The organism is Cupriavidus sp. WGlv3 (genome assembly GCF_023952475.1).
GTDB lineage: Bacteria > Pseudomonadota > Gammaproteobacteria > Burkholderiales > Burkholderiaceae > Cupriavidus > Cupriavidus phytorum.
Genome location: NZ_JALHRX010000019.1, coordinates 71,852 through 97,588, shown reverse-complemented (window position 1 = coordinate 97,588; position 25,737 = coordinate 71,852). Strand labels below are relative to the sequence as shown.

The 25,737-nt window shown below is 68.8% G+C and carries 28 protein-coding genes; 20 read left to right on the top strand and 8 right to left on the bottom strand.

Translation table 11 applies throughout. From position 1 onward, the window contains the following. Positions 1 to 169: 169 nt before the first annotated feature. The 3 genes from MKD38_RS25000 (at position 170) to MKD38_RS24990 (ending at position 2,519) form a co-directional block, all read left to right on the top strand. On the top strand, positions 170 to 556 hold the full coding sequence (locus tag MKD38_RS25000) for a DUF488 domain-containing protein (RefSeq protein WP_252681100.1): 387 nt from the start codon (positions 170 to 172) through the stop codon (positions 554 to 556). A 78-nt stretch (positions 557 to 634) separates the two neighbouring features. After that, entirely contained in the window at positions 635 to 1,879 is a 1,245-nt protein-coding gene (locus MKD38_RS24995; RefSeq protein WP_252681097.1) for a nucleoside recognition domain-containing protein, read from the top strand. A gap of 361 nt (positions 1,880 to 2,240) precedes the next feature. Beyond that, on the top strand, positions 2,241 to 2,519 hold the full coding sequence (locus MKD38_RS24990; protein WP_252681095.1) for a DUF1488 family protein: 279 nt from the start codon (positions 2,241 to 2,243) through the stop codon (positions 2,517 to 2,519). Between the two features lie 20 nt (positions 2,520 to 2,539). On the opposite strand, the gene MKD38_RS24985 is transcribed toward MKD38_RS24990, so the two are convergent. Beyond that, positions 2,540 to 3,010 carry a universal stress protein gene (locus MKD38_RS24985; protein WP_252681093.1) on the bottom strand — a complete coding sequence of 157 codons (471 nt, stop codon included), beginning with the start codon at positions 3,008 to 3,010 and terminating at the stop codon, positions 2,540 to 2,542. A 205-nt stretch (positions 3,011 to 3,215) separates the two neighbouring features. Between MKD38_RS24985 and paaA the strand changes: the two genes are divergently transcribed. From paaA to MKD38_RS24950, 7 genes are all read left to right on the top strand, one after another. After that, complete coding sequence (paaA, locus tag MKD38_RS24980) at positions 3,216 to 4,235, top strand: 1,2-phenylacetyl-CoA epoxidase subunit PaaA (RefSeq protein ID WP_252681090.1); 1,020 nt, start codon at positions 3,216 to 3,218, stop codon at positions 4,233 to 4,235. A 26-nt stretch (positions 4,236 to 4,261) separates the two neighbouring features. Then, on the top strand, positions 4,262 to 4,549 hold the full coding sequence (paaB, locus tag MKD38_RS24975; RefSeq protein WP_012354162.1) for a 1,2-phenylacetyl-CoA epoxidase subunit PaaB: 288 nt from the start codon (positions 4,262 to 4,264) through the stop codon (positions 4,547 to 4,549). Between the two features lie 10 nt (positions 4,550 to 4,559). Next, positions 4,560 to 5,411 carry a 1,2-phenylacetyl-CoA epoxidase subunit PaaC gene (gene paaC / locus MKD38_RS24970; protein WP_252681088.1) on the top strand — a complete coding sequence of 284 codons (852 nt, stop codon included), beginning with the start codon at positions 4,560 to 4,562 and terminating at the stop codon, positions 5,409 to 5,411. A 43-nt stretch (positions 5,412 to 5,454) separates the two neighbouring features. Beyond that, positions 5,455 to 6,024, top strand: a complete 570-nt coding sequence (gene paaD / locus MKD38_RS24965; RefSeq protein WP_252681086.1) for a 1,2-phenylacetyl-CoA epoxidase subunit PaaD — start codon at positions 5,455 to 5,457, stop codon at positions 6,022 to 6,024. A 24-nt stretch (positions 6,025 to 6,048) separates the two neighbouring features. Continuing rightward, positions 6,049 to 7,146 carry a 1,2-phenylacetyl-CoA epoxidase subunit PaaE gene (paaE, locus tag MKD38_RS24960; RefSeq protein ID WP_252681083.1) on the top strand — a complete coding sequence of 366 codons (1,098 nt, stop codon included), beginning with the start codon at positions 6,049 to 6,051 and terminating at the stop codon, positions 7,144 to 7,146. Between the two features lie 196 nt (positions 7,147 to 7,342). After that, positions 7,343 to 8,137, top strand: coding sequence for a DUF1835 domain-containing protein (locus MKD38_RS24955; RefSeq protein WP_092316566.1), 795 nt, complete (start codon positions 7,343 to 7,345; stop codon positions 8,135 to 8,137). Positions 8,138 to 8,147: 10 nt separating this feature from the next. Next, a complete protein-coding gene (locus MKD38_RS24950) occupies positions 8,148 to 8,765 on the top strand; it encodes a TetR/AcrR family transcriptional regulator (RefSeq protein ID WP_252681080.1) in 618 nt (205 codons plus the stop codon). Between the two features lie 39 nt (positions 8,766 to 8,804). On the opposite strand, the gene kefC is transcribed toward MKD38_RS24950, so the two are convergent. Further along, entirely contained in the window at positions 8,805 to 10,619 is a 1,815-nt protein-coding gene (kefC, locus tag MKD38_RS24945; RefSeq protein ID WP_252681078.1) for a glutathione-regulated potassium-efflux system protein KefC, read from the bottom strand. Continuing rightward, positions 10,616 to 11,170, bottom strand: coding sequence for a glutathione-regulated potassium-efflux system oxidoreductase KefF (kefF, locus tag MKD38_RS24940; protein WP_115711175.1), 555 nt, complete (start codon positions 11,168 to 11,170; stop codon positions 10,616 to 10,618). The genes kefC and kefF overlap by 4 nt, the downstream gene beginning before the upstream one ends. 331 nt (positions 11,171 to 11,501) lie before the next feature. Between kefF and MKD38_RS24935 the strand changes: the two genes are divergently transcribed. Next, a complete protein-coding gene (locus MKD38_RS24935; RefSeq protein WP_092316573.1) occupies positions 11,502 to 12,200 on the top strand; it encodes a GNAT family N-acetyltransferase in 699 nt (232 codons plus the stop codon). Between the two features lie 93 nt (positions 12,201 to 12,293). On the opposite strand, the gene MKD38_RS24930 is transcribed toward MKD38_RS24935, so the two are convergent. From MKD38_RS24930 to MKD38_RS24910, 5 genes are all read right to left on the bottom strand, one after another. Next, positions 12,294 to 12,788 (bottom strand): Lrp/AsnC family transcriptional regulator, encoded by a 495-nt coding sequence (locus MKD38_RS24930; RefSeq protein WP_252681076.1) that lies wholly within the window; start codon positions 12,786 to 12,788, stop codon positions 12,294 to 12,296. A gap of 413 nt (positions 12,789 to 13,201) precedes the next feature. Further along, entirely contained in the window at positions 13,202 to 13,813 is a 612-nt protein-coding gene (locus MKD38_RS24925) for an EF-hand domain-containing protein (RefSeq protein ID WP_252681074.1), read from the bottom strand. Between the two features lie 154 nt (positions 13,814 to 13,967). Beyond that, entirely contained in the window at positions 13,968 to 14,753 is a 786-nt protein-coding gene (locus MKD38_RS24920; RefSeq protein ID WP_252681072.1) for a type II secretion system protein N, read from the bottom strand. Between the two features lie 127 nt (positions 14,754 to 14,880). Then, entirely contained in the window at positions 14,881 to 16,101 is a 1,221-nt protein-coding gene (locus MKD38_RS24915) for a globin domain-containing protein (protein WP_252681070.1), read from the bottom strand. A 93-nt stretch (positions 16,102 to 16,194) separates the two neighbouring features. Then, a complete protein-coding gene (locus MKD38_RS24910) occupies positions 16,195 to 16,647 on the bottom strand; it encodes an RrF2 family transcriptional regulator (RefSeq protein ID WP_252681068.1) in 453 nt (150 codons plus the stop codon). Positions 16,648 to 16,891: 244 nt separating this feature from the next. Between MKD38_RS24910 and gspG the strand changes: the two genes are divergently transcribed. The 9 genes from gspG to gspD all read left to right on the top strand — a co-directional run bounded on the left by gspG (position 16,892) and on the right by gspD (position 25,714). Next, on the top strand, positions 16,892 to 17,353 hold the full coding sequence (gene gspG / locus MKD38_RS24905) for a type II secretion system major pseudopilin GspG (protein WP_012354175.1): 462 nt from the start codon (positions 16,892 to 16,894) through the stop codon (positions 17,351 to 17,353). Positions 17,354 to 17,386: 33 nt separating this feature from the next. Beyond that, complete coding sequence (locus MKD38_RS24900) at positions 17,387 to 17,887, top strand: GspH/FimT family pseudopilin (RefSeq protein ID WP_252681066.1); 501 nt, start codon at positions 17,387 to 17,389, stop codon at positions 17,885 to 17,887. Further along, positions 17,884 to 18,297, top strand: coding sequence for a type II secretion system minor pseudopilin GspI (gspI, locus tag MKD38_RS24895; RefSeq protein ID WP_252681063.1), 414 nt, complete (start codon positions 17,884 to 17,886; stop codon positions 18,295 to 18,297). Before MKD38_RS24900 ends, gspI begins: the two co-directional genes overlap by 4 nt. Next, entirely contained in the window at positions 18,275 to 18,982 is a 708-nt protein-coding gene (locus MKD38_RS24890; protein WP_252681060.1) for a PulJ/GspJ family protein, read from the top strand. Before gspI ends, MKD38_RS24890 begins: the two co-directional genes overlap by 23 nt. Then, entirely contained in the window at positions 18,979 to 20,034 is a 1,056-nt protein-coding gene (gene gspK / locus MKD38_RS24885) for a type II secretion system minor pseudopilin GspK (protein WP_252681057.1), read from the top strand. The genes MKD38_RS24890 and gspK overlap by 4 nt, the downstream gene beginning before the upstream one ends. Before the next feature lie 270 nt (positions 20,035 to 20,304). After that, complete coding sequence (gene gspL, locus MKD38_RS24880) at positions 20,305 to 21,750, top strand: type II secretion system protein GspL (RefSeq protein WP_252681054.1); 1,446 nt, start codon at positions 20,305 to 20,307, stop codon at positions 21,748 to 21,750. Between the two features lie 16 nt (positions 21,751 to 21,766). Further along, positions 21,767 to 22,372: a type II secretion system protein M gene (locus MKD38_RS24875; RefSeq protein WP_252681051.1), complete on the top strand. Its 606-nt coding sequence runs from the start codon at positions 21,767 to 21,769 to the stop codon at positions 22,370 to 22,372. After that, a complete protein-coding gene (gene gspN, locus MKD38_RS24870) occupies positions 22,372 to 23,181 on the top strand; it encodes a type II secretion system protein N (protein WP_252681048.1) in 810 nt (269 codons plus the stop codon). Before MKD38_RS24875 ends, gspN begins: the two co-directional genes overlap by 1 nt. Positions 23,182 to 23,215: 34 nt before the next feature. Beyond that, complete coding sequence (gspD, locus tag MKD38_RS24865; protein WP_252681045.1) at positions 23,216 to 25,714, top strand: type II secretion system secretin GspD; 2,499 nt, start codon at positions 23,216 to 23,218, stop codon at positions 25,712 to 25,714. Positions 25,715 to 25,737: the final 23 nt, after the last annotated feature.

Here is a 25,737-nt window from a genome sequence, read left to right as displayed (position 1 = left end):
CAATTCCACGAAATAATTCGATGACGCCGGAAAGTCCTCCCCAATGAGCACCACAATGAGCACCTGTTTGTCAGCCGCAGCACCATGATTCATGATCTGGGGCTGGAGCGAAGCAGGCACGCCGTCGCTGCGGCCCTGCATGGCGGCCAGAGCCAAACCCGGGATCCCCATGACCATCAGAATCGTAAGACTGGGTACACCGCGCGCCGCTGACGAGGGCCTGCGCGTCGGGACCGTGCGCCGGCCGCCGCGGGGCGTGCCCAAATCGGAGTTTGCGAGCCGCGATTATTATGATGTCTGGTATCCGGCGCTTTCGCCGTCGCCAGAACTGGTCACACAGGCGCTGCATGCGACCGACGATAAGCAATGGCGTGCGTTCGTGCGGCATTTTCGCAAGGAAATGGCCGAGCCGGACGCCAGCCGGACGCTGGACCTGCTGGCGGCGCTGTCGCACCAGACCAATTTCTCGGTGGGCTGCTATTGCGAGGACGAAACGCGTTGTCACCGCTCCGTCTTGCGCGAGCTGCTCGCCGAGCGCGGGGCCGTGATCGACTGAGTTGCGCGACGTGCCGGGATCTTCCCGGCTTTGTTTTCACGTTTTTCTGCTTTCCCTTTTCCCGCTTCTCTTTTTCCAATGGCGCTGAACGTAGTCTGGCTCGGCTTCTTCCTGATTTCCTTCTCCACCGCCTGTATCCGCGTGGCCCAGGGCGACCTCGCCGTGTTCCCGGCGATGTTGAGCAGCCTGTTCGACAGCGCCCGCACCGCCTTCGAGATCGCGCTAGGACTGGCGGGGGTAATGAGCCTGTGGCTGGGCATCATGCGCATCGGTGAGCGCGCCGGCGTGGTCGACGCCTTTGCCCGGCTGGTGAACCCGCTGCTGCGGCACTTCTTTCCCGGGGTGCCCCAGGGTCATCCGGCACAGGGCGCGATGATGATGAACGTGTCCGCTAACCTGCTCGGACTCGACAACGCCGCCACGCCGCTGGGCCTGAACGCGATGCGCGAGCTGCAGACGCTGAACCGGCGCCCGGACGTTGCCACCGACGCGCAGATCATGTTCATCGTGCTGAACTCTGCCGGGCTGACGCTGATCCCGACTTCGGTCATCGCCATCCGCCAGGCCATCGCGGTCAAGCAGGGGCTGGTCGGTTTCAACGCCGCCGATATCTTCTTGCCGACGCTGCTGGCCACCGGCGGCGCCTGCCTGGCCGGATTGCTGGCGGTGGCTTGGGTCCAACGGATCAACCTGCTGCGGCCAGCGGTACTGGTGACGTTCGGACTGGTGATCGCGTTGCTTGGCGCAATGTTCGCGTGGTTGCAACATGCGCCGCCAGAGCAGGTCGGCACCGTGACAGCGCTGGCTGGCGCCGGCTTCATCCTGTCCTTGATCACCCTCTTCCTGATTTGCGGCGCGCTGCGCCGGGTCAATGTATACGAGGCGTTTATCGACGGCGCCAAGGAAGGTTTCGGCGTCGCGGTGCAGATCATTCCCTATCTGGTTGCGATCCTGATCGCCATTGGGTTGTTCCGCGCCGCGGGCTGCATGGACGTGCTGATGGGCTGGCTCATGCAGGGCTTTGGGATGCTGGGCATCAACACCGACTTTGTCCCCGCGCTGCCGGTCGGCCTGATGAAGATCCTGTCCGGTGCGGGTGCGCGCGGCTTGATGGTCGACGTGATGACGACCTACGGCGTCGATTCGTTCCAGGGACGCCTTGCGGCGATTATCCAGGGGTCGACAGAAACGACCTTCTATGTGCTGGCCGTCTATTTCGGCAGCATCAATGTGCGAAACACGCGGCATGCTCTTGGCTGTGCGCTGGTTGCGGACGCGGCTGGAATTGTTTGTGCCGTGGGCGCCGCATATCTTTTCCGTTGACCGCCCCAGGCTGCCCCCTTGTTGTCTTCTTACAACAGTAATGTGCGCATCATCGTACATTGACACATTACACTTGGTGCGTCGCAACAAAGCATGTATAGTGAAGTCTGTCTCCTCCACCACCTCGGTGGATTCCAACCCACGCACAACCTGCGTGGGTTTTTTTTCGCCTCAATTGGGCGCCGCCACGACGAATTTCCGCATCGCAACAACCGTGGCAAAGTCGCACGCATGCGCAGTTCAGCGGGAAATGGCCAACGAGGGAAACAACGTCTGGACCAGCCACTTGCCGCGGGGCTTTACGGAATTCGGCCTTGGCCTATATTGATTGGATACGTCCGCCGCCAGCACGAGGCACGCCATGCCAGACATCACGTTCCCTCGCAGCCTCCCCACCTACTGTGCAGCCAGCCTGACGCTGTCCTGCCCCGCGACGGTCAACGGCAGTCCCACCTTGTATTCCGTCACCGCCGAGGCGCTCGAAGCCCATTTCGGCGCGCGCTCGCCGCGCGAAGAAGACCTGGTGGTGGCCTTCACCAATAACCGCCAGCGCATCGAGCGCCTGGCAGAAAGCCTGTTCGAGCTGACCGAGGCGCGCGAAATCGTGCTACGCAGCGGCCACTTCCGCTTTGCAGGCTAAGGCCGCTGCCGCGGGACGCTTCAATCGGCTTTCGCTTCGCCGCGCACCAGCAGCACCGGCACGGTGGACTGGCGGATCAGCGCCTCGGCCACGCTGCCCAGCACCAGCCGGCGCACGCCGCGCCGGCCATGCGTGCCGATCACCAGCAGGTCAGCTCCCCATTGGCGCGCGGCCTCATTGATGGACGCACCGATGTCGCCAGGCACCGCAGCCACGGTCACGAGTTGGGTTTCATGCGTGACACCGGCGCCAGCCAGCCGTCGCGCTGCATCCTGCAGGGCTCGCTGACCGCTGTCCTCGAAGGCCTTCTGCAACTGGCCGGGGTCGTAGTAGCCGGCGTCGAACATGGGCGTGCCGGTATCGACGACATAGAGCGCCAGCACGGTGGCGCCGCCCGGGGATGCCACGCGAATGGCTTCATCAACCGCCAGGTCTGACGTGCTGCTGCCGTCCACCGCCACCACGATCTTGCTGTATGCCGCGCTTGTCATGAGCGTACCTCCGTCGATGGGAAAGAGAAGCGGCGCGGTAGCCGCTTGTCTTGGATAGTACACATCGGGCGAAGCCGACGTCATGCGCCGACGCAAACTCAAAAGGCGGGTATGACCGCTTAAATTGACCGACCGGTCGGCTTATATATAATAGGGCCAGCCGCGCCGGACCGAATTGACGCGGCGCCCCGCCAGAGGAGACACCATGTACACGCAGAGTCTTGACCTGCCCGGCCAGCACGCCGATGCAGCGCAGGCCAGTGCGCCCCCCGATGAAGCCGCCTGCCAGGCGGCGTTCGATGCGTGCATGGCCGCCGACGGCAAGATCGAGCCGCAGGACTGGATGCCCCAGGCCTACCGCAAGACCCTGGTGCGCCAGATCTCGCAGCACGCGCATTCTGAAATCGTCGGCATGCTGCCAGAGGGCAACTGGATCAGCCGGGCGCCGTCGCTCAAGCGCAAGGCCATCCTGCTGGCCAAGGTGCAGGATGAGGGCGGCCACGGCCTCTACCTGTATTCGGCGGCCGAGACCCTGGACGCCTCGCGCGACGACCTGGTCGACGCGCTGCACAGTGGCAAGGCCAAGTATTCGTCTATCTTCAATTACCCGACGCTGACCTGGGCCGACGTGGGCGTGATCGGCTGGCTGGTCGACGGCGCCGCGATCATGAACCAGATCCCGTTGTGCCGTTGCTCGTACGGGCCGTATGCGCGCGCCATGATCCGCATCTGCAAGGAAGAATCGTTCCACCAGCGCCAGGGCTTCGATGCGCTGCTGGCCATGATGCGCGGCACCGACGCCCAGCGCGAGATGGTGCAGGACGCGGTCAACCGCTGGTGGTTCCCGGTGCTGATGATGTTCGGCCCGCCCGACGCGGCCTCGACCAACAGCGCCCAGACCATGGCCTGGGGCATCAAGCGCATCTCCAACGACGACCTGCGCCAGAAGTTCGTCGATGCCACGGTCGAGCAGGCGCGCGTGCTGGGCGTGACCCTGCCCGACCCCGGCCTGCAATGGAATGTCGAACGCGGCCACTACGACTACAGCCCGCTCGACTGGGATGAATTCTGGCGTGTCATCAACGGCGACGGCCCCTGCAACAAGGAACGCCTGGCCACCCGCGTGAAGGCGCACGAGGAAGGCGCCTGGGTGCGCGAAGCCGCGCTGGCCCACGCCGCCAAGCTGGCCGAACGCGAATCGGGCGCCGGCCGCGCCGCCGCCTGATCCCTGACATCGCCAAGGAGACCACGATGCAACGCAAGGAATGGCCGCTGTGGGAAGTGTTCGTGCGCAGCAAGCAGGGCCTGGAACACAAGCATTGCGGCAGCCTGCATGCCGCCGACGCGCAGCAGGCGCTGCACATGGCGCGCGACGTCTATACGCGGCGCCAGGAAGGCGTGTCGATCTGGGTGGTACCGTCCGCGGCCATCACCGCGAGCGTGCCGGAAGAAAAGCCGGAGCTGTTCGACCCGATGGCGGACAAGATCTACCGGCACCCGACGTTCTACCAGCTGCCCGACGAAGTCAACCACATGTAAGGCCCGCACGATGATCGCGTCCCCACAGCCTGCCGTGCCTGCCTCGCTCGACCACCTGCCGCTGGCGCGCACCGCCGCGCTGCGCTACGTGCTGCGCCTGGCCGACAACGCCCTGATCCTCGGCCAGCGCAATGCCGAATGGTGCGGCCATGGGCCGGTGCTGGAAGAAGACATCGCGCTGGCCAATATCAGCCTCGACCTGATCGGCCAGGCGCGGCTGCTGTATGGCCGCGCCGGCGAGCTGGAGGGCGAGCTGACCGGCCTGCCCCGCCATGAGGACGACTACGCCTACTGGCGCGCGGAGCGCGAGTTCCGCAACTGGACCCTGCTGGAACTGCCGCATCGCGGCCCGCTGTCCGGCAACGCCGCAGCCGAACGCGACTACGCCGTCACCATCATGCGCAACTTCCTGTACAGCGCGCTGATGGTCGAGCTGTGGCGGGCCTTGCAGGCGAGCCAGGACGAACAGCTGGCCGCGATCGCCGCCAAGGCGATCAAGGAGGCGCGCTATCACCTGCACCACGCGGCCGGCTGGGTGGTGCGGCTGGGCGACGGCACCGAGGCCTCGCACGCGCGCATGCAGCAGGCGCTGGAAAACCTGCTGCCGTATATGAACGAGTGTTTTGCGGAAGACGCGGTCGAAAGCGAGGCCGCCGCGCAGGGCATCGGCGCGATCACTGCCACGCTGCGCCCGGCCTGGGACGCCACCGTCGCCGAGACGCTGCAGGCAGCCACGCTGACCTTGCCGCCGGCCACCGGCTTTGTCTCGGCCGGCAAGCACGGCGTGCATTCGGAACACATGAGCTACCTGCTGGGCGAGATGCAGGGGCTGGCGCGGGCCCATCCGGGCGCGCAATGGTGAGCAAACTGGTGAGCGCACGCTTCAGCGCAAAGGCTCGGTCCACATGAACGTCACCGCCCTTCCATCCCATCACGTGCACAACGCAGGCGCCACCGACCCGCGCGTCGCGCGCGCATGGGCGGCGCTCGAGGCGGTGCCGGACCCGGAGATCCCGGTGGTGTCGATCCGCGAACTGGGCATTCTGCGCGAGGTCGTAGCGGCGCCGGATGGCGCGTTGGAGATCGTCATCACGCCGACCTATTCCGGTTGCCCGGCGATGTCGCAGATCGGTGAGGACATCGGCCACGCGCTGGACCGTGCCGGGCTGGCGCCGTGGCGCATCCGCACCGTGCTGGCGCCGGCCTGGACCACGGACTGGATCACGCCGGCCGCGCGCGAGCGCCTGCGCGCGTTCGGCATCGCGCCGCCGGGACAGTGCGGCACGCCGGCCGGGACGCAGCCGCTGCGCTTCGTGCCGCGCGCCGCGCGGGCCGGCGCGCCCGATGCCGTGGCCTGCCCGCGCTGCGGCAGCGTCCATACGCAGGAGATCTCGCGCTTTGCCTCGACCGCCTGCAAGGCGCTGTACCGGTGCCTGGACTGCCGCGAGCCGTTCGATTATTTCAAACCCTACTGAGCCCCCGGGCCGAGCCAGGCAGCCATGACCCCACAGTTCCACCCGCTGCGCGTGGCGCAGGTGCGCCCCGAGACCGCTGACACCATCTCGATCGCGTTCGAGGTCCCGGACGCGCTGCGCGATGCCTACCGCTTTACGCAAGGCCAGTTCCTGACGCTGAAGGCGCCGGTCGACGGCAAGGACCTGCGGCGCTCCTACTCGATCTGCTCGGCGGTGCAGGACTATGACGCGCACGGCGAATTGCGCGTCGCGGTCAAGCTGGTGGAGGACGGGCTGTTTTCCAGCCATCTGCACGATTCCATCGCCCCCGGGCAGGTCATCGACGTGATGACGCCCGACGGGCGCTTCCACGTGCCGCTCGATGCCGGCGCCGCTCGCCACTACGTCGCCTTCGCCGCCGGAAGCGGCATCACGCCGGTGCTGTCGCTGGTCCGCACCACGCTGCAGGCCGAGCCGCACAGCCGCTTCACGCTGGTCTATGGCAACCGCAATGTCGACAGCATCATCTTTTCCGAAGCGCTGGAGGACCTGAAGAACCAGTACCTGGCGCGCTTCACGCTCTACCACGTGCTGTCGCGCCAGCCGCAGGAGGTCGACCTGCTGCACGGCCGGCTCGACCACGCCCGGGTGACCGCCTTCCTGCAGACCCTGATCCCGGTCGACGACATCGACGCGGCCTTTGTCTGCGGCCCGGCATCGATGATCGACGAGGTCGAGGCGGCGCTGCGCGATGCGGGCCTGGACCCGCACCGCATCCACGCCGAGCGCTTCGGGGTGCCGCTGGCACCGACCCGGCGCAAGCCGGCCGCCGCCCACCCTGATCACGCCGACCATGCCGGCACGGCGGAGCTGGTGGTGGTGCTCGATGGCAAGCAGCACCGCATGCGCCTGCCGCTAGAGGACGCCAACGTGCTCGACACCGCGCTGGCCGCCGGGCTGGACCTGCCCTACGCCTGCAAGGGCGGCGTCTGTTGCACCTGCCGGGCCAAGGTACTGGAAGGCAAAGTCGAGATGGAAAAGAACTACACGCTCGAGCCCTGGGAGATGGACAAGGGCTTCGTGCTCACCTGCCAGGCACGCGCGCTGACGCCGCGGGTGGTGGTCAGCTACGACGAACGCTGATACTGGTACGCCGTCGGGGTGCGTCGTCAGACAATCGCCGACATTGGCCAGCACGGGCCGTGACTACAATGGCGGCAGGCGGCGCCCTGCTGGCGCGATGCTTGCAGGCGGGTGATCAGGCGCGCGGTGCGGGCAGCTGTCGCGCGGCCGCCGCGGCGGCGCCAGCGAACCGCCCCACCCATATACAATCACGGCCATGCAATATATCCACGTCGTCAACGGTGATGTAGCAGGCACGACCCTGCGCCAGGCACTGGCCCAGGCTGCGCGGCCAGACCCTGTCGTGGTGCTGCGCGACGATCTCGCGGTCGGTCCGCTGGCGGACATCGACAGCACCGGGATGATCCGTTCCGGCTTCTGGCAGCGCGTCGCCCCGCACACCGACATCGACTTCGCCGCCGAGATGCGCCAGGCGCTGGACCAGCTGCTGGCGCTGCGGCAGGACGACATGGAAGTGGCGATCTGGCACGGCCAGAGCGCGGCGGACCAGCTGATGTTGCGCCGGGTGGTGTTCCACCTGTACCAGGCGCCGCAGCGGATCAACGAGGTCGCGATGGACCTGCGCGAACTGGAAACGCCCGCGCAAGGCAACCTGGCGGCGATCGGCATGTACTCGCCGGCGCGGCTGGCGCGGCGCTTCTCCACCATCGCGCCGGTCTCGGTGCTGCGGCTGGGGCGCCTGGGTTACGAGTGGCAGCAGAACGTCAAGGAAAACGCCGACGTGCGGCTGTGGAAGGGCAACACGCTGGTGCCCGCGGCCTACCGCACCATCGACGACATCATCATGGAGCGCGCCCCGGCCGACTGGACCCCCGCGGCGCAGGTGGTCGGCAGCGTAATGGGCGCGATCGAGGGCCTGCTGGCCAGCGACTGGTTCGTGTTCTGGCGCTGCCGCGAACTGATCGCCATGGGCCAGCTGGTGCTGCGCGGCAACGCCGACTCGCTCGATACCTGTGAGCTGCGCCGCCATGCCGGCGGCGGGGGCGAATAAACAAGAATATATGGCCCGTACCAAGGCACCCGATTTCGAGGCGCAGCGCGAGCAGATCCTGGACCTGGCCGCCGCCGCCTTTGCCAACAGCAGCTACCCCAGCACCTCGATGGCCGACCTGGCCGCCGCCTGCGGCACCTCCAAGGCGCGGCTGTATCACTACTACGAGAGCAAGGAAGCGATCCTGTTCGACCTGCTGGACCGCTACACGCGCCGGCTGATGCTGCTCGTCACCGAAGTCGAAGCCGACGCCGAGCGCCATGCGCGCACCGACAAGGATGCTTTCGGCAACCTGATCCGCGCCTTCCTGGCCGAGTACGAGACCTCTCAGACGCGCCATATCGCCCTGATCAACGACGTCAAGTTCCTGGCCGAGACCCAGCGCGACCTGATCCTGGGCCGCGAGCGCGACGTGGTCGCGGCGTTCTCGCGGCTGCTGCGCCGCGCCTATCCGGAGCGCGTCACCCGCGAGAACCAGACCGCGCTGACCATGACCATCTTCGGCATGATCAACTGGACCTTCACCTGGCTCAAACCGGGCGGCCGGCTTTCGTACGCCGACTTTGCCGAGATGGTGGTCGACCTGCTCGAAGGCGGCCTGCCCGGGCGCGCTGCCGCCGGGCCCTGAACCGCCCGGGCGCGGTCAGGCGGGGCCACTCCCGCGCGCCTACATCCACTCGGCCTCTTCGCGCTGGCGCCGCTGCTCGCGGTCCTGGCGGAACATCTCTTCCAGCTCGTCGCGCGCCTGGCGCGCCAGCGAAACCAGCTTCTTCTGGTCGGTGTAGTGCGGGTAGAAGCGGTCGATCGCCTCGATGTTGTGGCGCCGGAACCGCAGCGCCACGTTGCGCGCCTCGCCGGGGTCGAAGCCCAGCCCTTCCAGCACGCGCCGGCCCAGCATCAGCGAGCCCTCGAACATCTCGCGCTCGAACAGCTGCACGCCGCGGTCCTTGAGCTGGTAGACATGCGAGACGTGGCGCGCGCGGGCGTAGATCTGCAGATCGGGGAAGCGCTCGCGCACACGGTCGATCAGCGCCAGGCTGTCGTCCATGCTGTCGATGGCCACCACGAGGATGCGTGCGTCGGCAATGCCGGCGGCCTCCAGCAGGTCCAGCCGGGTGGCGTCGCCATAGAAGACCTTGAAGCCGTACTGGCGCAAAAATTCGATCTGGTCCGGATCGTGGTCCAGCACCGTCACGCCCACGCCCTGGGTGTACAGCAGACGACCGATGATCTGGCCGAAGCGCCCGAAGCCCGCGATCAGCACCGGGTTGTGCTGCGGCGTGATGACTTCGTCCGGTCGCGCCTTGCCGGCGCCGATGCGCGGCGCCACCAGCCGGTCATAGGCCAGCAGCAGCAGCGGCGTGGCCACCATCGACAGTGCCACCACCAGCACCAGCAAGGCCTCGGTCTCGCGCGGCAGCAGCCCGGCGCCGCCGGCGACGCCGAACACCACGAAGGCGAATTCCCCGCCCTGCGAGATCAGCAACGCGAACAGCAGGCGCTGCCCGCGGGCAATCGTAAAATACCGCGCCAGCAGCGCCAGCACCGCGGTCTTGGCCACCACGAAGGCCGCTACCAGGCCCAGTACCAGCCAGGGCGAGCGCGCCAGCACGGCAAAGTCGATCGACATCCCGACCGCCATGAAGAACAGCCCCAGCAGCAGGCCCTTGAACGGCTCCAGGTCGGCCTCGAGCGCGTGGCGGTATTCCGAATCGGCCAGCAGCACGCCGGCCAGGAAGGTGCCCAGCGCCATCGACAAGCCCACCGCGTCCATCATCAGCGCGATGCCGACCACCAGCAGCAGCGCAAAGGCGGTGAACATCTCCCGCATGTCGGTGCGGGCGATAAACCGCAGCGCCGGCCGCACCAGGTAGCGGCCGCCGGCCACCACCGCGCCGATCACCGCCACCGCCTTGCCCGCCGCCAGCCAGCCGGCCGCGCCGGTGCCGGCCCCTGCGGCGCCTTGCGTAGCCAGCAACGGCAGCAGCGCGATCATCGGGATCGCGGCGATGTCCTGGAACAGCAGGATGCCGAAGCTCGCGGCCCCCGCCGGCGTGCCGAACAGGTTGCGCTCGGTCAGCGTCGCCAGCGCGATCGCGGTGGACGACAGCGCCAGCCCCAGCCCCGCCACCAGCGCCACCTGCCAGGGCGCGCCGGCCAGCGCCGCGGCCACGCCAATCACCAGCGCGCAGGCGGCAAGCTGCGCGCCGCCGTAGCCAAAGATGCTACGCCGCAGCGCCCACAGCTTGCGCGGCTCCAGTTCCAGGCCGATCACGAACATCATCAGCACCACGCCGAACTCGGAGAAGTGCAGGATCGATTCGACATCCGTCACCAGGCGCAGCGCGAACGGGCCGATTGCCGCGCCGGCCAGCAGGTAGCCCAGCACCGCGCCCAGCCCGCCGCGCCGCGCCAGCGGCACCGCCACCACCGCCGCGACCAGGAACACCAGCAGCGCAATCAGGAAATCATGCTGGTTCATGCCTGCACCTCCGCCGGCGCCGGATGCGTGCCCAGCCGCCCGCAGACGTGCGCGATATGGTCGGCCAGCGCCTGGGCGTCGGCATTGTTGGCGTCGTGCAGAACCACCGGCGGCAGCCACGTCATGCCGCACAGCAAGGCGGTCTGCTCCAGCGGCAGCAGGAACTCGGCGATCGGATGGCCATGCGTGCCCTCCGGCCCGTACGCGTCGGCCGTGCCACCGGTGCTGACCACCGCCAGCAGCGACTTGCCGCGCAGCGCGGTGCCGCCCGGGCCATAGGCCCAGCCCGGCTCCAGCACTTCATCCAGCCACAGCTTGAGCAGGGCCGGCACGCTGTACCAGCGCACCGGGAACTGCAGCACGATGGTGTCCGACACCGACAGCACGCGCTGCTCGGCGACCACATCGATGTCGTAGTCGACATAGCTGCGGTAGAGGTCGCGTACCTGAACCTGCGGCAGCGCGTCCAGCGCGTCGGCCAGCGGACGGTTCACGCGCGAGCGGCTGGGCGTCGGGTGCGCGTAGATCACAACGATGGGGGGTTCTTTCATTGAAAGACGTCAGGGCGGTCTGGGTGATCAGAAAATTCGGCGGCATGTTGGTGAATTGTCGCGTTGCACCAAATCCACAACTCCAGGCGCGCAACAATTCATCACATTTATATAAGTCGTTGTTTTTATTGGACTTTATTTCACAGCGCGGCCGCAAAGGATTCTGCTGCGGCGCAGGAAGCTTACGTCAAACTGACAATTCCACTACAATACTTTTCGTGCTGCATCAAGTTGGTGTTTCCCCGAGTCTCGCACGGTTACGGGGAAAAGTGCCTGGAAAAACACCACCGCAGTGCCTATTTTTTATCTGACAGCACCGGAAGGAATCATCGTGAACCCGCTCGAACTGAGCAAGGCCGTCGGCGCACTGACCGACGAAGATCTGCGCAAGGCAGCCGAAGCCGCCCAAGCCGCCCACCGCGCCACCGTCCTGGTGCGCGAGCTGTCGGCCCACCACCGCTCGCGCCTGCTGAAGCATTTCCTCGCCCTGGGCGAGGAGGATCGCCTGCTCCGTTTTGGCCAGTCGGTGGGCGACCACGTGATCGAAGCCTATGTCGACAGCATCGACTTCGACCATGACAGCGTGTTCGGCGTCTACGACGACAAACTCGAGCTGATCGGCGTGGGCCATTTCGCCAACCTGCGCGACAACGCCCAGGGACGCGTGGCGGAGTTCGGCGTGTCGGTGTCCGGCAGTGCCCGCGGCCGCGGCATCGGCAGCGCGCTGTTCGAGCGAGCCGCCATCCATGGTCGCAATACCAGCGTGCGCACGCTCTACATGCACTGCCTGTCGCGCAACGCCGCGATGATGCATATCGCCAAGAAGGCCGGCATGAAGGTCCAGTATGCCTACGGCGAAGCCGATGCCTACCTGGAACTGCCGCCTGCGGATACCGCCAGCCGCCTGAGCGAGGCGCTCGACGAGCAGCTCGCCGACCTGGACTACGCGGTGCGCCGCAACCTGCGCGACGCACGCCGCTTCGGCCTGCGCTTCTGGCGCACCATGGTGCCGCAGAAGCATACCGCCTGAGCGGCCGGAACCCCGGTCCGCACGGCATCGACAAAAACGGCGCATCGCAACGATGCGCCGTTTTGCTTTGCGGGCCCGGGCGGCCGCACCGCCTCAGGCCGCGCTGCCCACCGGCAGCGCCGTGGTGTCCTTGATGCTTTCCAGCGCGAAGCTCGAGCGCACGTCGATCACCGACGGATGCGCCAGCAGCTGTTCCTGCATGAAGCGCGCAAAGTGCTCCATGTCCTCGACATAGACCTTGAGCAGCAGGTCCATCTCCCCGGTCATGGCATGGCACGCCGCCACCTCCGGCCACACGGCGATCGAGGCGCGGAACAGGTCCAGCGGAGCCTTGCCCTTGGGCGCGCCGCCATGCTTTTCCAGCCGCACATTGATATAGGCCAGCAGGCCGAGCCCGATCTTGTTGGGCTCCAGCAGCGCCGCGTACTGCCGGATCACGCCGATCTCTTCCAGCCGCCGGATGCGGCGCAGGCAGGGGCTGGGCGACAGGTTCACGCGCTCGGCCACCTCCAGGTTGGTCAACCGGCCGTTGGTCTGCAGCACTTCCAGGATCTTCCGGTCGATCTTGTCCAACTCCACCTTGCTCACGATATTGTTGCTCCGCAATATGTTTATTGGCAATTTTTTTGCGCAAATTTAGCAAGCCGTGCACAAGTACGCAATTTTTTGTGAAATTACATCCGATCCGCGCCCGATTTTGTGGGGTGGGCGGCCTTATCGGTCACTCGCGCGTCAGCCGTTCGGGCCGGGCAAATCCCAGTCTGGCGGCGCCGCCGGGTATCGCGGAAGCGCGCTGACCGGAGAACGGGCGAGGTGGTGCGCAGGTTTCCGGCAAACAGGGAAGCGGCATTCTACGGGCGTTTGCGTCCGCGCCAGTGCGTTCCTGTCCCGGAGCGCTCCACGTTGTCCGCTGAACGGACAAAAAAAGCGCGCGGCCCTCAGGCTCGCGCGCTTGGTCGGTATGCTGGCAGCGGCGCTCAGGCGGCACTGCCGGGAACCGCTCAGCCGCCGCTGGTCGACGGCGCCGCCGGGTTGGCGGGTGCCGGCTGGTTGTCCGGGGCGGCCGGGCCGCGCGGGCCGCGTTCGCCACGATGGGGACGGTCGCGGTGCATCTTCTCCATGCCGGCGCGGATTTCATCGCGGGTCAGCTTGCCGTCGCGGTTGGCGTCGAGCTGGTCGAAGCGCTTGGCCAGGCGCGGCAGGCCGGCATTGGCCTCGGCCTTGGTCAGCGCGCCGTCGCCGTTCTTGTCGGCGGCCTTGAACTTCTCGTCGAAGGCGGCCTGCATGCGCGCGTGGTGCTCGGCCATGGCGGCCTTGCGCTGCGCATCCATCTCGGCCTTGTCGATCTTGCCGTCGCGATTGGTGTCGAGCTTGTTGAACCACGCGTCGGCCTCGGCCTTGGAAATGGCGCCGTCGCCGTCGGTATCGATCGCCTTCATCCACATGCCGCCACCGTGGTGGCGGTGGTGGTGGCCCATGCCGTGCTTGCCGGCCGGTGCTGCGCCCGGTGCAGCGGGAGCGCTGGCCTGGGCAAAGGCGCCGCCGGCGACCAGTAGCGCGGCCGAGGCGGCCAGGACCTGTTTCAGGATCTGCGGCTTGTGATTGCGTTGCATGTCGTGCTCCTTGTCATCACGTTGGCATGTACGGATTAGAACGCAGACGATGCAGTGAAGTTGGCGCTTTTAATACGATGTTACCCGCCTCACAGAAAGCCGGGAGCGGCGTAAGGGAACGCAAGCAAGCACGAATAATTGATGCGCCGGCAGCCTAGGGCTGCGCTTTCGGCACGAGCTGGCCGTCATCCGCCGCCTCGGGCGACATTCCGGGCTGGTACTGGCGCGGATCGACGGGTTGGGGCTGGGGCTGGGCCGGCTGGACCGATGGTGCCGGCTGCACCGGTTGTGGCTGTGGCTGAGGCTGAGGTTGGAATTGGGCCTGGGCTTGCGGCTGCGGCTGGGCTTGTTGCCCTGGCGGCTGGCTGCGCGGCGGCTGGGCCGGTGCGGGCTGCGCAGGGGCCTGCGCTGGCGGCGGCATGGGCGTTGCCATTGGCGCCGCCGCGCCGGCGGGCGGGGTCGGCAGCGGGCTGGCGGCACGCGGCGCACCGCGCGTGGCAGCCGCCTGCAGCGGCAGGGCAATCTCCTGGCGCACGCCATTGCGCTCGATCACCACGCCGCGCTGGCGCACTTCCACCAGCCGGATCTGCGGCGCCAGGTCGGCACCCATGCGCACCGCCTTGGCCGGGCCGCCATCGATGGAGACGATCGCCGCGCTGGCGCCACCGCCGAGTTCGGCCACCACGCCAAGCAGCTGCACATTGCTCGGGCCGGCCTGGGCCGAGCCACCGAACAGCGTCGCGATCGCGCCGGTCTCGACGGCCTCGGTCTGCGCCACGCGCGCGCTCTTGGGCACCGGGATGGTCCGCATCGCACTGAACGTCAGCACCCAGTAGGTGACCAGCGCGCACAGCGCGATAAACAGCGCCACGCTGGCCAGGCGCGGCAGCCACAGCGCGGAGGCATCGAAGCGGAACGAAGGCCGGAGGGACAATTGCATGGATCGGGACCCTGGATACCCGCCGCGGCGGGTCATGGCGCGAGAGCGCGGACGCGCCAAGCGTACCAGAGCCCCATGACGCTGTCTGCCGCGCCGGCGATGTCGCCGCCGGCCCGGCCTGGGGCGCTTAAAGCAGGTCGTCCAGCAGGTCGGGGCCGAAGACTTCACGCTCGATATGCGCCACCGGCACGCCCGCGCTGAGCAGCGCGTGACGCTGCGCCTGCATGAAGCCAAGCGGCCCGCACAGGTAGAAGCGGCCGTCGACGAAGCGTTGCAGCTCGGGCTGGCGCAGCATCTCGGCCAGCGGCATGGTGCCGGCGTGGTCGTAATCGCGGCCCGCAACGTCTTCCGCTCGCGGGGACTCATAGCTGATGTGCGTGACCAGCCCCGGCAGGCGCTCGCGCGCCCATTCCAGGTCGGCGCGATGGGCATGGTGGTGGCCGTCGCGGGCGGCGTGGGCGAACAGCACCGGCCGTTGCGAGCCTTGCGCGGCCAGCGTGCGCAGCACCGACAGCATCGGCGTGATGCCGATCCCGCCCGACAGCAGCACCAGCGGACGGCGGCTTTCCAGCACCGGCGTGAACTCGCCGAACGGCGCGCTCACCTTGAGCTCCGCCCCCTCGTGGGCGTTGGCATGCAGCCAGTTGGACACCGCGCCGGCCGGCGTGGCCTGGTCGCCGTCCTCGCGCTTGACCGAGATGCGCCAGGTCGGCAGGCCGGCCTCGGCCGACAGCGAATACTGGCGCAGCTGGCGCGTGCCGTCGTCCAGGCGCGCCTCGACGCTGATGTACTGGCCCGGGCGGAATTCGCGCAGCGGCTGGCCGTCGGCCGCGGCCAGCGTCAGCGCCACCACCTGGCCGCCCTGCGCCTCGCGGCGCACCACGCGCACCGGCATCAGTTCGCCGGCGGCGACGCCGGTGCGCTGGTACAGGCGCGCCTCGGCGGCGATCAGCTCGCCCGCCAGCAGCCAGTAGGCCTCGTCCCAGGCCGCCAGCAGCGGCGGCGTGGCGGCTTCGCCCAGCACCGCGGAGATCGCGCCGAGCAGGTGGCGGCCGACGATCGGGTAGTGCGCGGGCGTGATGCCCACCGCCGCGTGCTTGTGCACGATGCGCTCAACCACCGGTCCAAGCGCCGCCGCGTTGTCGATGTTGGCCGCGTAGGCGAACACGGCCGAGGCCAGCGACTGCTGCTGGCTGCCGTTGGCCTGGTTGCCCATGTTGAACAGCTGGGTCAGCTCGGGCCGGTCGGCGAACATCTCGCGGTAGAAATGCGTGGTGATGGCCAGGCCATGCTCGCGCAGCACGGGCACGCTTGCATCGATATAGGGGCGGGAAGCGGCGGACAGCATCAGGTATCACTCCGTTTTATTCATGCAAACAAGATGCATGTTTTTGGACAACAAAAAACCGGCATTCGCCGGCCACGCGCGGATCCCGTCCGCTCAGGCCGAACGCCGGTTCAGGAAATCACGATGCAGGCGGATGATCGATTCGGCGGTGTGGCTGCCGGTGACATCGGCCAGCGTGACGTCGTCGAGCGCGCGGTAGAAGGATTGCTCGGCCACGTCCAGCGCGCGCTTCAGGCGGCAGTTGCCGTTCAGCGCGCAGGGCGGGTTGTCGCAGTCGATCACCGGCCGGTGCCCTTCCAACTCGCGCAGGATGGTGCCGATGGTGAGGCGCTCGGCGCCGGGACCCAGCTGCAGGCCACCATGGCGGCCGCGCGTGGCGCTGACCCAGCCCAGCTTCGACAGCCTCGCCGCCACCTTGACCAGGTGGTTGTGCGAGATGCCGAACTGCTGGCCCACCTCGGCGATCGTGATCGGCCGGCTGCCGTCGCCACGGGCGACGTACATCAACAGGCGCAGCGCGTAGTCCGAGAAGCGGGTCAGTTGCATCGTGGCGTCATGTTAAAAAAGATGCATCCTGGATGCAAGTTATATTTTTTCCCGGCGTGCTACGGTTCGGGATTCGCCAAAAAGCGCCGGCCACCATTGTGATTCACAACCGACTTCTCTGCAGCCCCATCCAGGGCCGCCCATAAAAGAGTCATAAGGCGCCGGTTATACTGATTGGCGAACCCGGCCCCGCCAGCACCCTGGCGCGGGTCCCGCCATTCCAGCAACGAGGTCTTAACCAACAATGCGCAGATTCACTTCCCAGCTTGCCCGCCCCGCCCGTCCTGCCCGCCGCGCGCGCGGCTTTACCCTGATCGAGATCATGGTCGTGATCGTGATCCTCGGCGTGCTGGCGGCACTGGTGGTGCCCAAGATCATGAGCCGTCCGGACGAAGCCCGCATCGTCGCGGCGCGCCAGGATATCTCGTCGATCATGCAGGCGCTCAAGCTGTACCGCCTCGACAACAGCCGCTATCCGACCACCGAGCAGGGCCTGGGCGCGCTGGTGGCCAAGCCTACCACCGAGCCGGTGCCCAACAACTGGAAGGGCGGCGGCTACCTGGAAAAGCTGCCCAAGGATCCGTGGGGCCATCCGTATCAATACCTGAACCCCGGCGTGCGCGGCGAAATCGACGTGTTCAGCTTCGGTGCCGACGGCCAGGCCGGCGGCAACGCCAACGACGCCGATATCGGCAACTGGGAGTAAGCGCCCCTGCCGCCCGCCTTTGCCGCTTCCCTGATGACCACGGCGCCGCGCCGCCGCGCCCCCCGGCAGCGGCACTCCGGCTTCACGCTGCTGGAGCTGCTGGTGGTGATGGTGATCGCCGGCATCGTGATCTCGCTGGTCGCGGTCAATGCCTCGCCCAATGAGCGCGGCCGCGTACTTGACGACGGCCAGCGCATCGCGCGGCTGTTCGAGCTGGCCCAGGAAGAAGCGCAGCTGGGCGCGCGCCCGCTCGCCTGGGAAGGCGACGCCGGCGGCTGGCGCTTCCTCGAATCGACTCCCAACGGCTGGATCCCCCTGCGCACCGACGTGTTCGCGCCAGGCACCTGGCGCCTTGCGCTGGACCAGGTCATCGTCGCCGAAGGCGGCCGCAGCACCGGCACCAACAGTCCGCCGCGGCTGGTTTTCGGGCGCGAGCTGATCGATGCCCCGCAGCGCCTGGTGCTGGTGCGCGGCGATATCCGCGTCGACGTGGCCGGCGACGGCAGCGGCCGCTATTTCGCCAGCACGCCATGACGCGCCCGCGCTTCCCCGCACGCCGGCGCGCCCGCGCGGCCGGCTTCACGCTGATCGAAGTGCTGGTGGCGCTGACCATCCTGGCGGTGGCGCTGACCGCGGCGATGCGCGCGATGGGCTCGATGGTCGATGCCAGCGCGTCGCTGCAGACCCGCATGCTGGCCGAATGGAGCGCCGAGAACCACCTGGCCTCGCTGCGCCTGGCCAAGACCTGGCCCGAGCCCGGCGTCAGCGGCTATGCCTGCCCGCAGGGCGGCACGCCGCTGTACTGCGAGCAATCCGTGTCCGCGACGCCCAATCCGGTGTTCCGCCGCGTCGAGATCGCGGTCTATCCGTCGGCCACCGACAAGTCGGTGCGGCTGGCCTGGCTCGTCACCATCGTTCCCAATGAAATCCGCAACGTGCTCTGAGCGCCGGCGCGGGCGCCGATTCGCCGGCGGCTTCACGCTGCTGGAAATGCTGGTCGCCATCACGCTGCTGGCGGTGATGGCGGTGATCGGCTGGCGCGCGCTGGACAGCCTGACGCGCGGCCGCGAACGGCTGATCGACCATGACGCCCGGCTGGATGCGCTGAAGGTGCTGTACGGCCAGCTGCAGGCCGATTGCGAGCACCTGGCCAACCCCACGCTGCTGCAGGGCAGCCCGGTCGAGATCGGCCAGAACCGCGTGCTGCTGGTGCGCGACCGCCGTGACGAAGGCCAGCCGCCGGCATGGCAGGCGCTGTCGTACCAGCTTGACGGCAACACGCTGGTGCGCGTGGCCGCGCCGCCGGTGAGCAACCGTGCCGCGTTGCAGTCGTCGCTGCTGGCGCTGCGCCAGGGCGGAGGCAACAACGCACAGGTGCGGCGCGTGCTGGGCAACGTCGACGGGATGAGCGCGCGCGCCTGGGTCGAACCGGGCGGCTGGCAGGCCGACAGCAACCGCATCCGCAACGTGCTGTTCAGCGGCAACGCGGCCAGCGCGGTGCAAGCGTCGGAGGCCGGCGCGGCGGTGCCCAATACTGCGGTGCGCGCGGTGGAGCTGACCATCCTCGCCCGCATGGGCGACGGCGACACGCCGCGGCAGTTCCAGAAGATCTGCGTCTCGGGGCTATGACGCACGCCCGCCGTCCCCTCCGCCCCCTCCGCTTCAGGCCTTCGCGCCGCGCGCGCGGCGCCGCCGTGGTCACCGCGCTGCTGATGGTGACGCTGGCCGTGGTGGTGGTGTCGGGCATGCTATGGCGGCAGCAGGTGCAGATCCGCGCCATCGAGAACCAGCGGCTGCTGGCCCAGGCGACCTGGATCGAGCGCGCCGCGGTCGACTGGGCGCGGCTGATCCTGCGCGACGACCAGCGCCGCAGCAATGTCGACGAGCTGGGCGAGCCATGGGCGGTGCCGATCGCCGAGACCCGCCTGTCGGATTTCCTGGGCGCGTCGCTGCGCACCGACGTGGCGGGCGAGACCTCGTTCCTGTCCGGGCGCATCCTCGATGCGCAGGCGCGCTTCAACCTTGCCAACCTGGTGACATGGTCCGCCACCGGCGGCCAGGGCGCGCCGGTCGGGCGCGTTGCCAATATCGACCAGTCGGCGCAGGCCGCCTATGGCCGGCTGCTGCGCACCGTGGGCCTGAACCCGGCGCTGGCCGAGACCACCGCACGCCACATGCTGCAGGCCGCGCAGGGTGGCCACGGCGGCGAGGGCTCGGGCCGGCAGGCGCCGCGCCCGCTCGACAGCGTGCAGGGCCTGCTGGCGCTGCCCGGCTATACGCCCGAGATGGTGGCGGTGCTGGAGCCCTTCGTGATCGTGCTGCCGGAGCGCACTCTGGTCAATGCCAACACCGCCGAGGCCGAGGTGCTGGCCGCGATGATCGACAAGCTGCCGCTGGAACGCGCGCGCGAGCTGGTGCGCCAGCGCGACCGCGCCTACTTCAACAACATCGGCAACCTGCAGACGCAGCTGTCCGCGCTGGCGCCGCAAGCAAGCAGCGGCAACCTGGGCAACCTGCTCGACGTGCGCTCGCATTACTTCCTGGTCTACGGGCTGGTGCGGCACGAGCGCGCCAGCCGGCTGCAGGTGTCGCTGATCTACCGCGGCGAACCGCTCGGTGCAGCCAACACCACCCGCGTGGTCTGGATCCAGGACGCGGACCGGCTGCCGGACCTGCGCTGAGCATGGCAAGGCGGCCTGGCACACATATGAAAACAGCACACCAGAGCAACCGGGGAGAATGGTATTGACGCGATTTTGTCACGCAGGCAAGGTATGCTGCGGCGCTGGCGCGAGCCTGACACCAGCCCGCTCGCCGCTGATCGGCCTCCCAGGCCGCCCGCCGGCATCCCCGCACTCCGGCAAGTTTCCTGCGCCGGGGCGTTCCCGGGCGCACCCCCATGGGCCATGCGCCTTATCGAGCCGTTCTACTGAAGCCAAAGCAAGGACACCTTGAGCACCACTCTGTACGTGCGCTTGCCGCACCGGCCGCATGACCAGCCGCAACCGTGGCAGTTCGGCGCCCTGTCTTTTGCGCTGGTGCGCACGGCGGCGGCCGAGCCGGCGCGCCGCGGCTTGCCCCGTGCCGCACCGGAAGTGTTGCGAGAAGGCCACGCCCGCATCGCCGACCTGCCCGCGGCGGAGCGGTTGGTGCTGATCCTGGCCGCGAGCGACGTACTGCTGACCAGCGCCAGCGTGCCGCCGCTGCCGCCCGCGCGTTTGAAGCAGGCGCTGCCCAACCTGGTCGAGGACGCCCTCGCCACCGACGCGCAGCCCTGCCACATCGGCCTCGGCCCCGCCCTCGACAGCGCCGCGCCCGCGCGCGGGCCGCGCCGGCGCCTGCTGATGGTGGCGGACCGCGCCTGGCTGCGCGCGGTGCTCGATGCCTTTGCCGAGCACCGCCATCGCCGCCGCCACGTGCTGGCCGCGCAGCTGTGCGTGCCGCTGGCCGTGCCAGAAGAAGAGGAAGCCGGCGCCGAGCCGACGCTGGCGCCGCCGGGCGCGGCGCCAGCCGCGGTGCAGCCGGCCACGCTGGTGGTCGAGGCCGCCGCCAGCGCGCTCGCCGAAGGCGGTGCGCTCGGCGATGCATTGGGCGAAGCCTTGCCGGACACCGCCAGCAGCACCACACGCCAGTGGCAGCTGACCGTGCGCACCGGTGCGCACGCCGGCTATGGCCTGCTGCTGGGCGACGACGCCCTGGCCGCATGGCAGGCGCTGGCGCCTGAAGGCGCCTGGTATGCCGATGCCGACGCCGCTGCGATGGCGCCGGTGCCCGGCCTGCGCCAGGCCGGTCGCACCGGCTGGCGGCTGTGGATCGACGGTGCGCAGGAATGCCTGCGCGAGCCGGGGCTCGACCTGGCGCAGTTCGAATTCGCGCAGGGCCGCGCCGACCGCTGGAACCTGGTGGCATGGCGCCTGCCGCTGGCGCTGGTGGCGGGCCTGGTGCTGGTCCAGCTGATCGGCATGAACACGCACTGGCTGCTGCTGCGCAACGAACAGCAACGGCTCGAAGCCGCGCAGGCGCAGACGCTGCGCGGCACCTTCCCGCAGACGCCGACGGTGATCGACGCCCCGCTGCAGATGCGCCGGCAGGTCGAGCAGCTGCGCATCGCCAGCGGGCGCAGCACGCCCGATGATTTCCTGCCGCTGGCCGACCGCTTCGCCCAGGCCGCGCGCCGGCTGGCGCCCGATGCGCTGCAGGCGCTCGAGTACCGCGGCCGCATGCTGGTGGTGACGCTCAAGCCCGGCACCGACACCGCCGGCCTGCGCAGCGCGGCGCGTCAAGCCGGGCTGCAGATGGAAGAGGACAAGGCCGGCAATGCCGCGGGCAGCACCGGCTCGAGCGCAGGCACGCCTGTGACACCCGGCTCGCGCTGGACCATCAAGCCCGGCCTGTGACCGGCGCACGCCCGACATGAACCCATCGAAAGACTCCACCCGCAGCCCTTCGCCCGCCGCCCGCCGCAGCGGCGCCGCCACGCTGCGCACGCGCATGGCCCGCCTGCGCCCGTCGGTGCCACCAGCCTGGCGGGAACGCTTCGACGCCTTCTGGTCGGCGCGCAATCCGCGCGAGCAGGCCATCCTGGGCGGCGGCACCGCGGTGCTGGCACTGGTGCTCGGCTACCTGCTGCTGTGGGAGCCGGCCGCCGACGGCCGCGAGCGGGCCGCGCGCAACCTGCCGCAGCTGCGTGCCGACCTGGCCGAGATGGAAACGCTGGCGCAGGAAGCCCGCGGCCTCAAGGCCACGCCGGCGCCGTCGCTGCGCGGCGATGCGCTGACCCAGGCGCTGCAGGAAAGTCTGGGCCAGTACGGCCTCAAAGCCACGCGCCTGGCGGCCGCCGCCGACAACAGCGTGCAGGTGCAGCTGGACAAGGTTCCGTTCGGAGCGGTCAGCACCTGGCTGCAGGACGTGCGCCAGCAGCAGCGCATGAAGGTGATCGATGCGCGCGTGGTCTATGTCGGCGCCACGGCGCTGGTGAACGTTACCGCGACCCTGCAGGGTCCGGGTGGCCGCAGCTGATGGTGCGGCTGGAAACCCTGCGCCTGCCGCGGCGCGCACTGCGCCAGCCGGCCGCCGCGCGGCGCCTGCGCTGGCTCGGGCTGGGCCTGGCGACGGCGGCGGTAACGACGGTGGCGATGCTGCCGGCAACATGGATCGCCACGCGCGTCGCCACGCAGACGCAGGGACGCGTCCTGCTGGCCGATGCCAGCGGCTCGCTGTGGCGCGGCAGCGCCACGCTGGCGCTGTCGGCCGGGGCGGGCAGCCAGACTGCCACCGTGCTGCCCGGCCGGCTGCACTGGACGCTGGCGTTCTGGCCGCTGCTGACCGGCCGCGCGCGGCTGGTGCTGACCCATTCGGAGGCCATGGCCGCGCCGGTCGCGGTCACCGCGACGCCGGGCGGCTGGACCGCGCAGTCGGGTGCGATGCGCCTGCCCGCGTCGCTGCTCGAGGGCGTGGGCGCGCCGTTCAACACGCTGCGCCCGGACGGCCTGATGCGGGTGGACTGGTCCGCGCTGCAGGGCCGGTTTTCCGGCCAGGGCATGACCGGCCATATGACGTTGCGCATCGAGCAGGTATCGGCCGCAGTCAGCCGGCTGCGCCCGCTGGGCAGCTACCGCGCCGAGATCGACTGGACCGGCGCGGGCGGCGGCAAGCTGCAACTGAGCACCATCGATGGTCCGCTGCACCTGGAGGGCAGCGGCACGCTCGGGCGGCAGGCGCGCTTCGAGGGTACCGCGCATGCCGAACCCGAGGCCGCGACGCAGCTGACCAGCCTGCTGAGCCTGCTGGGACGACGAGACAACAATGTGACTAGGCTGCGTTTCTGATGCCACGCAGAGCGCACAGCCCACGGAAATGACTATGACCACCCACGCCAACCGACCTGTTTTCAAGACCGCCTGCGCCCGCGCCGTGGCATTGCTCTGCGGGCTCTCCTTGCTGGCGCCCGCGCCGCTGTGGGCTCAGCCCGGGGCGCCGGCCTCGCGCGGCCAGGCAAACCCGGGCACGCCGCCGGCGCCGCCCGACGTCACCCCCGCCAATCGCGACCAGGTGGTGCTGAACTTCGTCAACGCCGACCTCGACTCCGTGATCAAGGCGGTCGGCCAGGCCACCGGCAAGAACTTCGTCATCGACCCGCGCGTAAAGGGCACCGTCAACCTGGTCACGGAGCAGCCGGTCTCGCGCGCGCAGGCGCTGCAGACGCTGGGCTCGGTGCTGCGCATGCAGGGCTATGCCATGGTCGAGAGCAACGGCTTCACCAAGGTCGTGCCCGAGGCCGACGCCAAGCTGCAGGGCTCGCCCACCGTGATCGGCGGCAGCCCCAGCCGCGGCGACCAGGTGGTGACCCAGGTGTTCCGGCTGAACTACGAGTCGGCCAACAACCTGGTGCCGGTGCTGCGGCCAATGATCGCGCCCAACAACACCATCACCGCCTATCCGGCCAACAACACCCTGGTCATCACCGACTACGCCGACAACCTGCGCCGCATCGCCCGCATCATCGCCGCGGTCGATGCGCCGGCCTCGGGCGAGGTCGAACTGGTGCCGCTCAAGCACGCGCTGGCCAGCGATACCGCGGCGGTGCTGCAGCGCCTGCTGGATCCGGGCGCCGCGGGTGCCACCGGCGGCGGCGGTGCCGCGGCCGTCGATGCCAGCCTGCGCACCTCGGTAGTGGCCGAGCCGCGCAGCAATTCGCTGATGATCCGCGCCACCAGCCGTGCGCGCCTGCAGCAGGCGCGCCAGCTGATCGAGAAGCTCGACCAGCCCTACGCGCGCCCCGGCAACATCTGGGTGGTGCCGCTGAAGAACGCGGATGCGATCAAGCTGGCCGCGACGCTGCGCGCCATCGTCGCCGCCGACAGCAGCTTCGCCACCACCACCCAGCCCGGCGGGCAGGCCGGCGGCATCGGCGGCGCGGCGGGCATGACCAATGTCTCGACGCCGACCGGCGGCCAGTTCACCGGCGGTGCCACCACCCCCCAGACCGGCATGCGCGGCGGCACCGGCACCGGCGGCGGCACCGGCGGCGCCTATGGCAACTCGGCCTTCGCGGCCTCGTTCGGCACCACCACGCAGCCGACCACGGGCGGCATCATCCAGGCGGACCCCTCCACCAACTCGCTGATCATCACCGCCAGCGAACCGGTCTACCGCAACCTGCGCGGCGTGATCGACGACCTCGACGCGCGCCGCGCGCAGGTCTATATCGAGTCGATGATCGTCGAAGTGACCGCCACCCAGGCGAGTGAACTCGGCATCCAGTGGCAGGGCCTGATCAGCTCGTCAAGCGGCAACAACAACGTCTTTGCCGGCACCAACTTCGGCACCGGCGGACAGAACATCCTCAACCTGACCCTGGCCGGCGCCCTGGCCGACGCCAACCGCTCCGCCGGCATCGCTGCCGCGCAGCAACTGGTCCCCGACATCGGCGGCCTGAACCTGGGCATCGTCAACCGGGCCATGGGCCTGGGCGCGCTGCTGCGCGCCCTGGGTACGAATGGCAGCGTCAACCTGCTGTCGACACCGAACCTGATCACGCTCGAGAACGAGGAAGCCAAGATCCTGATCGGCCAGAACATCCCGATCACCACCGGCTCCTACGCCCAGACCGGCGGCGCGGCCTCGGTCACGCCGTTCCAGACCTTCGACCGCAAGGACGTCGGCATCACGCTGCGGGTCAAGCCGCAGATCACCGACGGCGGGCTGGTGAAGATGCAGATCTTCCAGGAATCGTCGAACGTGGTGCAGGCGACCGCCAACCTGATCCAGGGCCCGACCACCAACGTGCGTTCGATCGAGACCAACGTGCTGGTCGACGACGGCCAGATCATCGTGCTGGGCGGCCTGATCGAGGACAACTATGGCGACGGCGTACAGAAGGTGCCGCTGCTGGGCGACATCCCGCTGATCGGCGGCCTGTTCCGCTACGAGAACAAGAACCGCTCGAAGACCAACCTGCTGGTGTTCCTGCGGCCCTATGTGATGCGCACGGCCGGCGCCACCGACCGCCTGACCGCGGACCGCTACGACTATATGCGCGCGCAGCAGCAGGGCTTCGTATCGCCTAACATCATGGTGCGGGACACCAACACGCCGCTGCTGCCGCCGGCCGACGCGCCGACCACGCCGTTCGTCAACCCGCGCACCAACGGCCCCGTGGCCGGGCCGCTGCCGCTGCCCCAGACGCTGCCGCAGAGCGCGCCGCAGCCGGGCGTGCCGGGTCAGCCACAGCCGCTGCAGGCGGTCCCGCAACCGGTGCCCGAACCGGTACCGCAACCCGCGCCACAACCCGTGCCGCCGGCGCCGGTGGGCGCCCCGCAGCCGCTCAACTCGCGCGGCGAAGCCGCACTCCCGTATTGAGGCCCGTCATGGCCAGCGAAGTC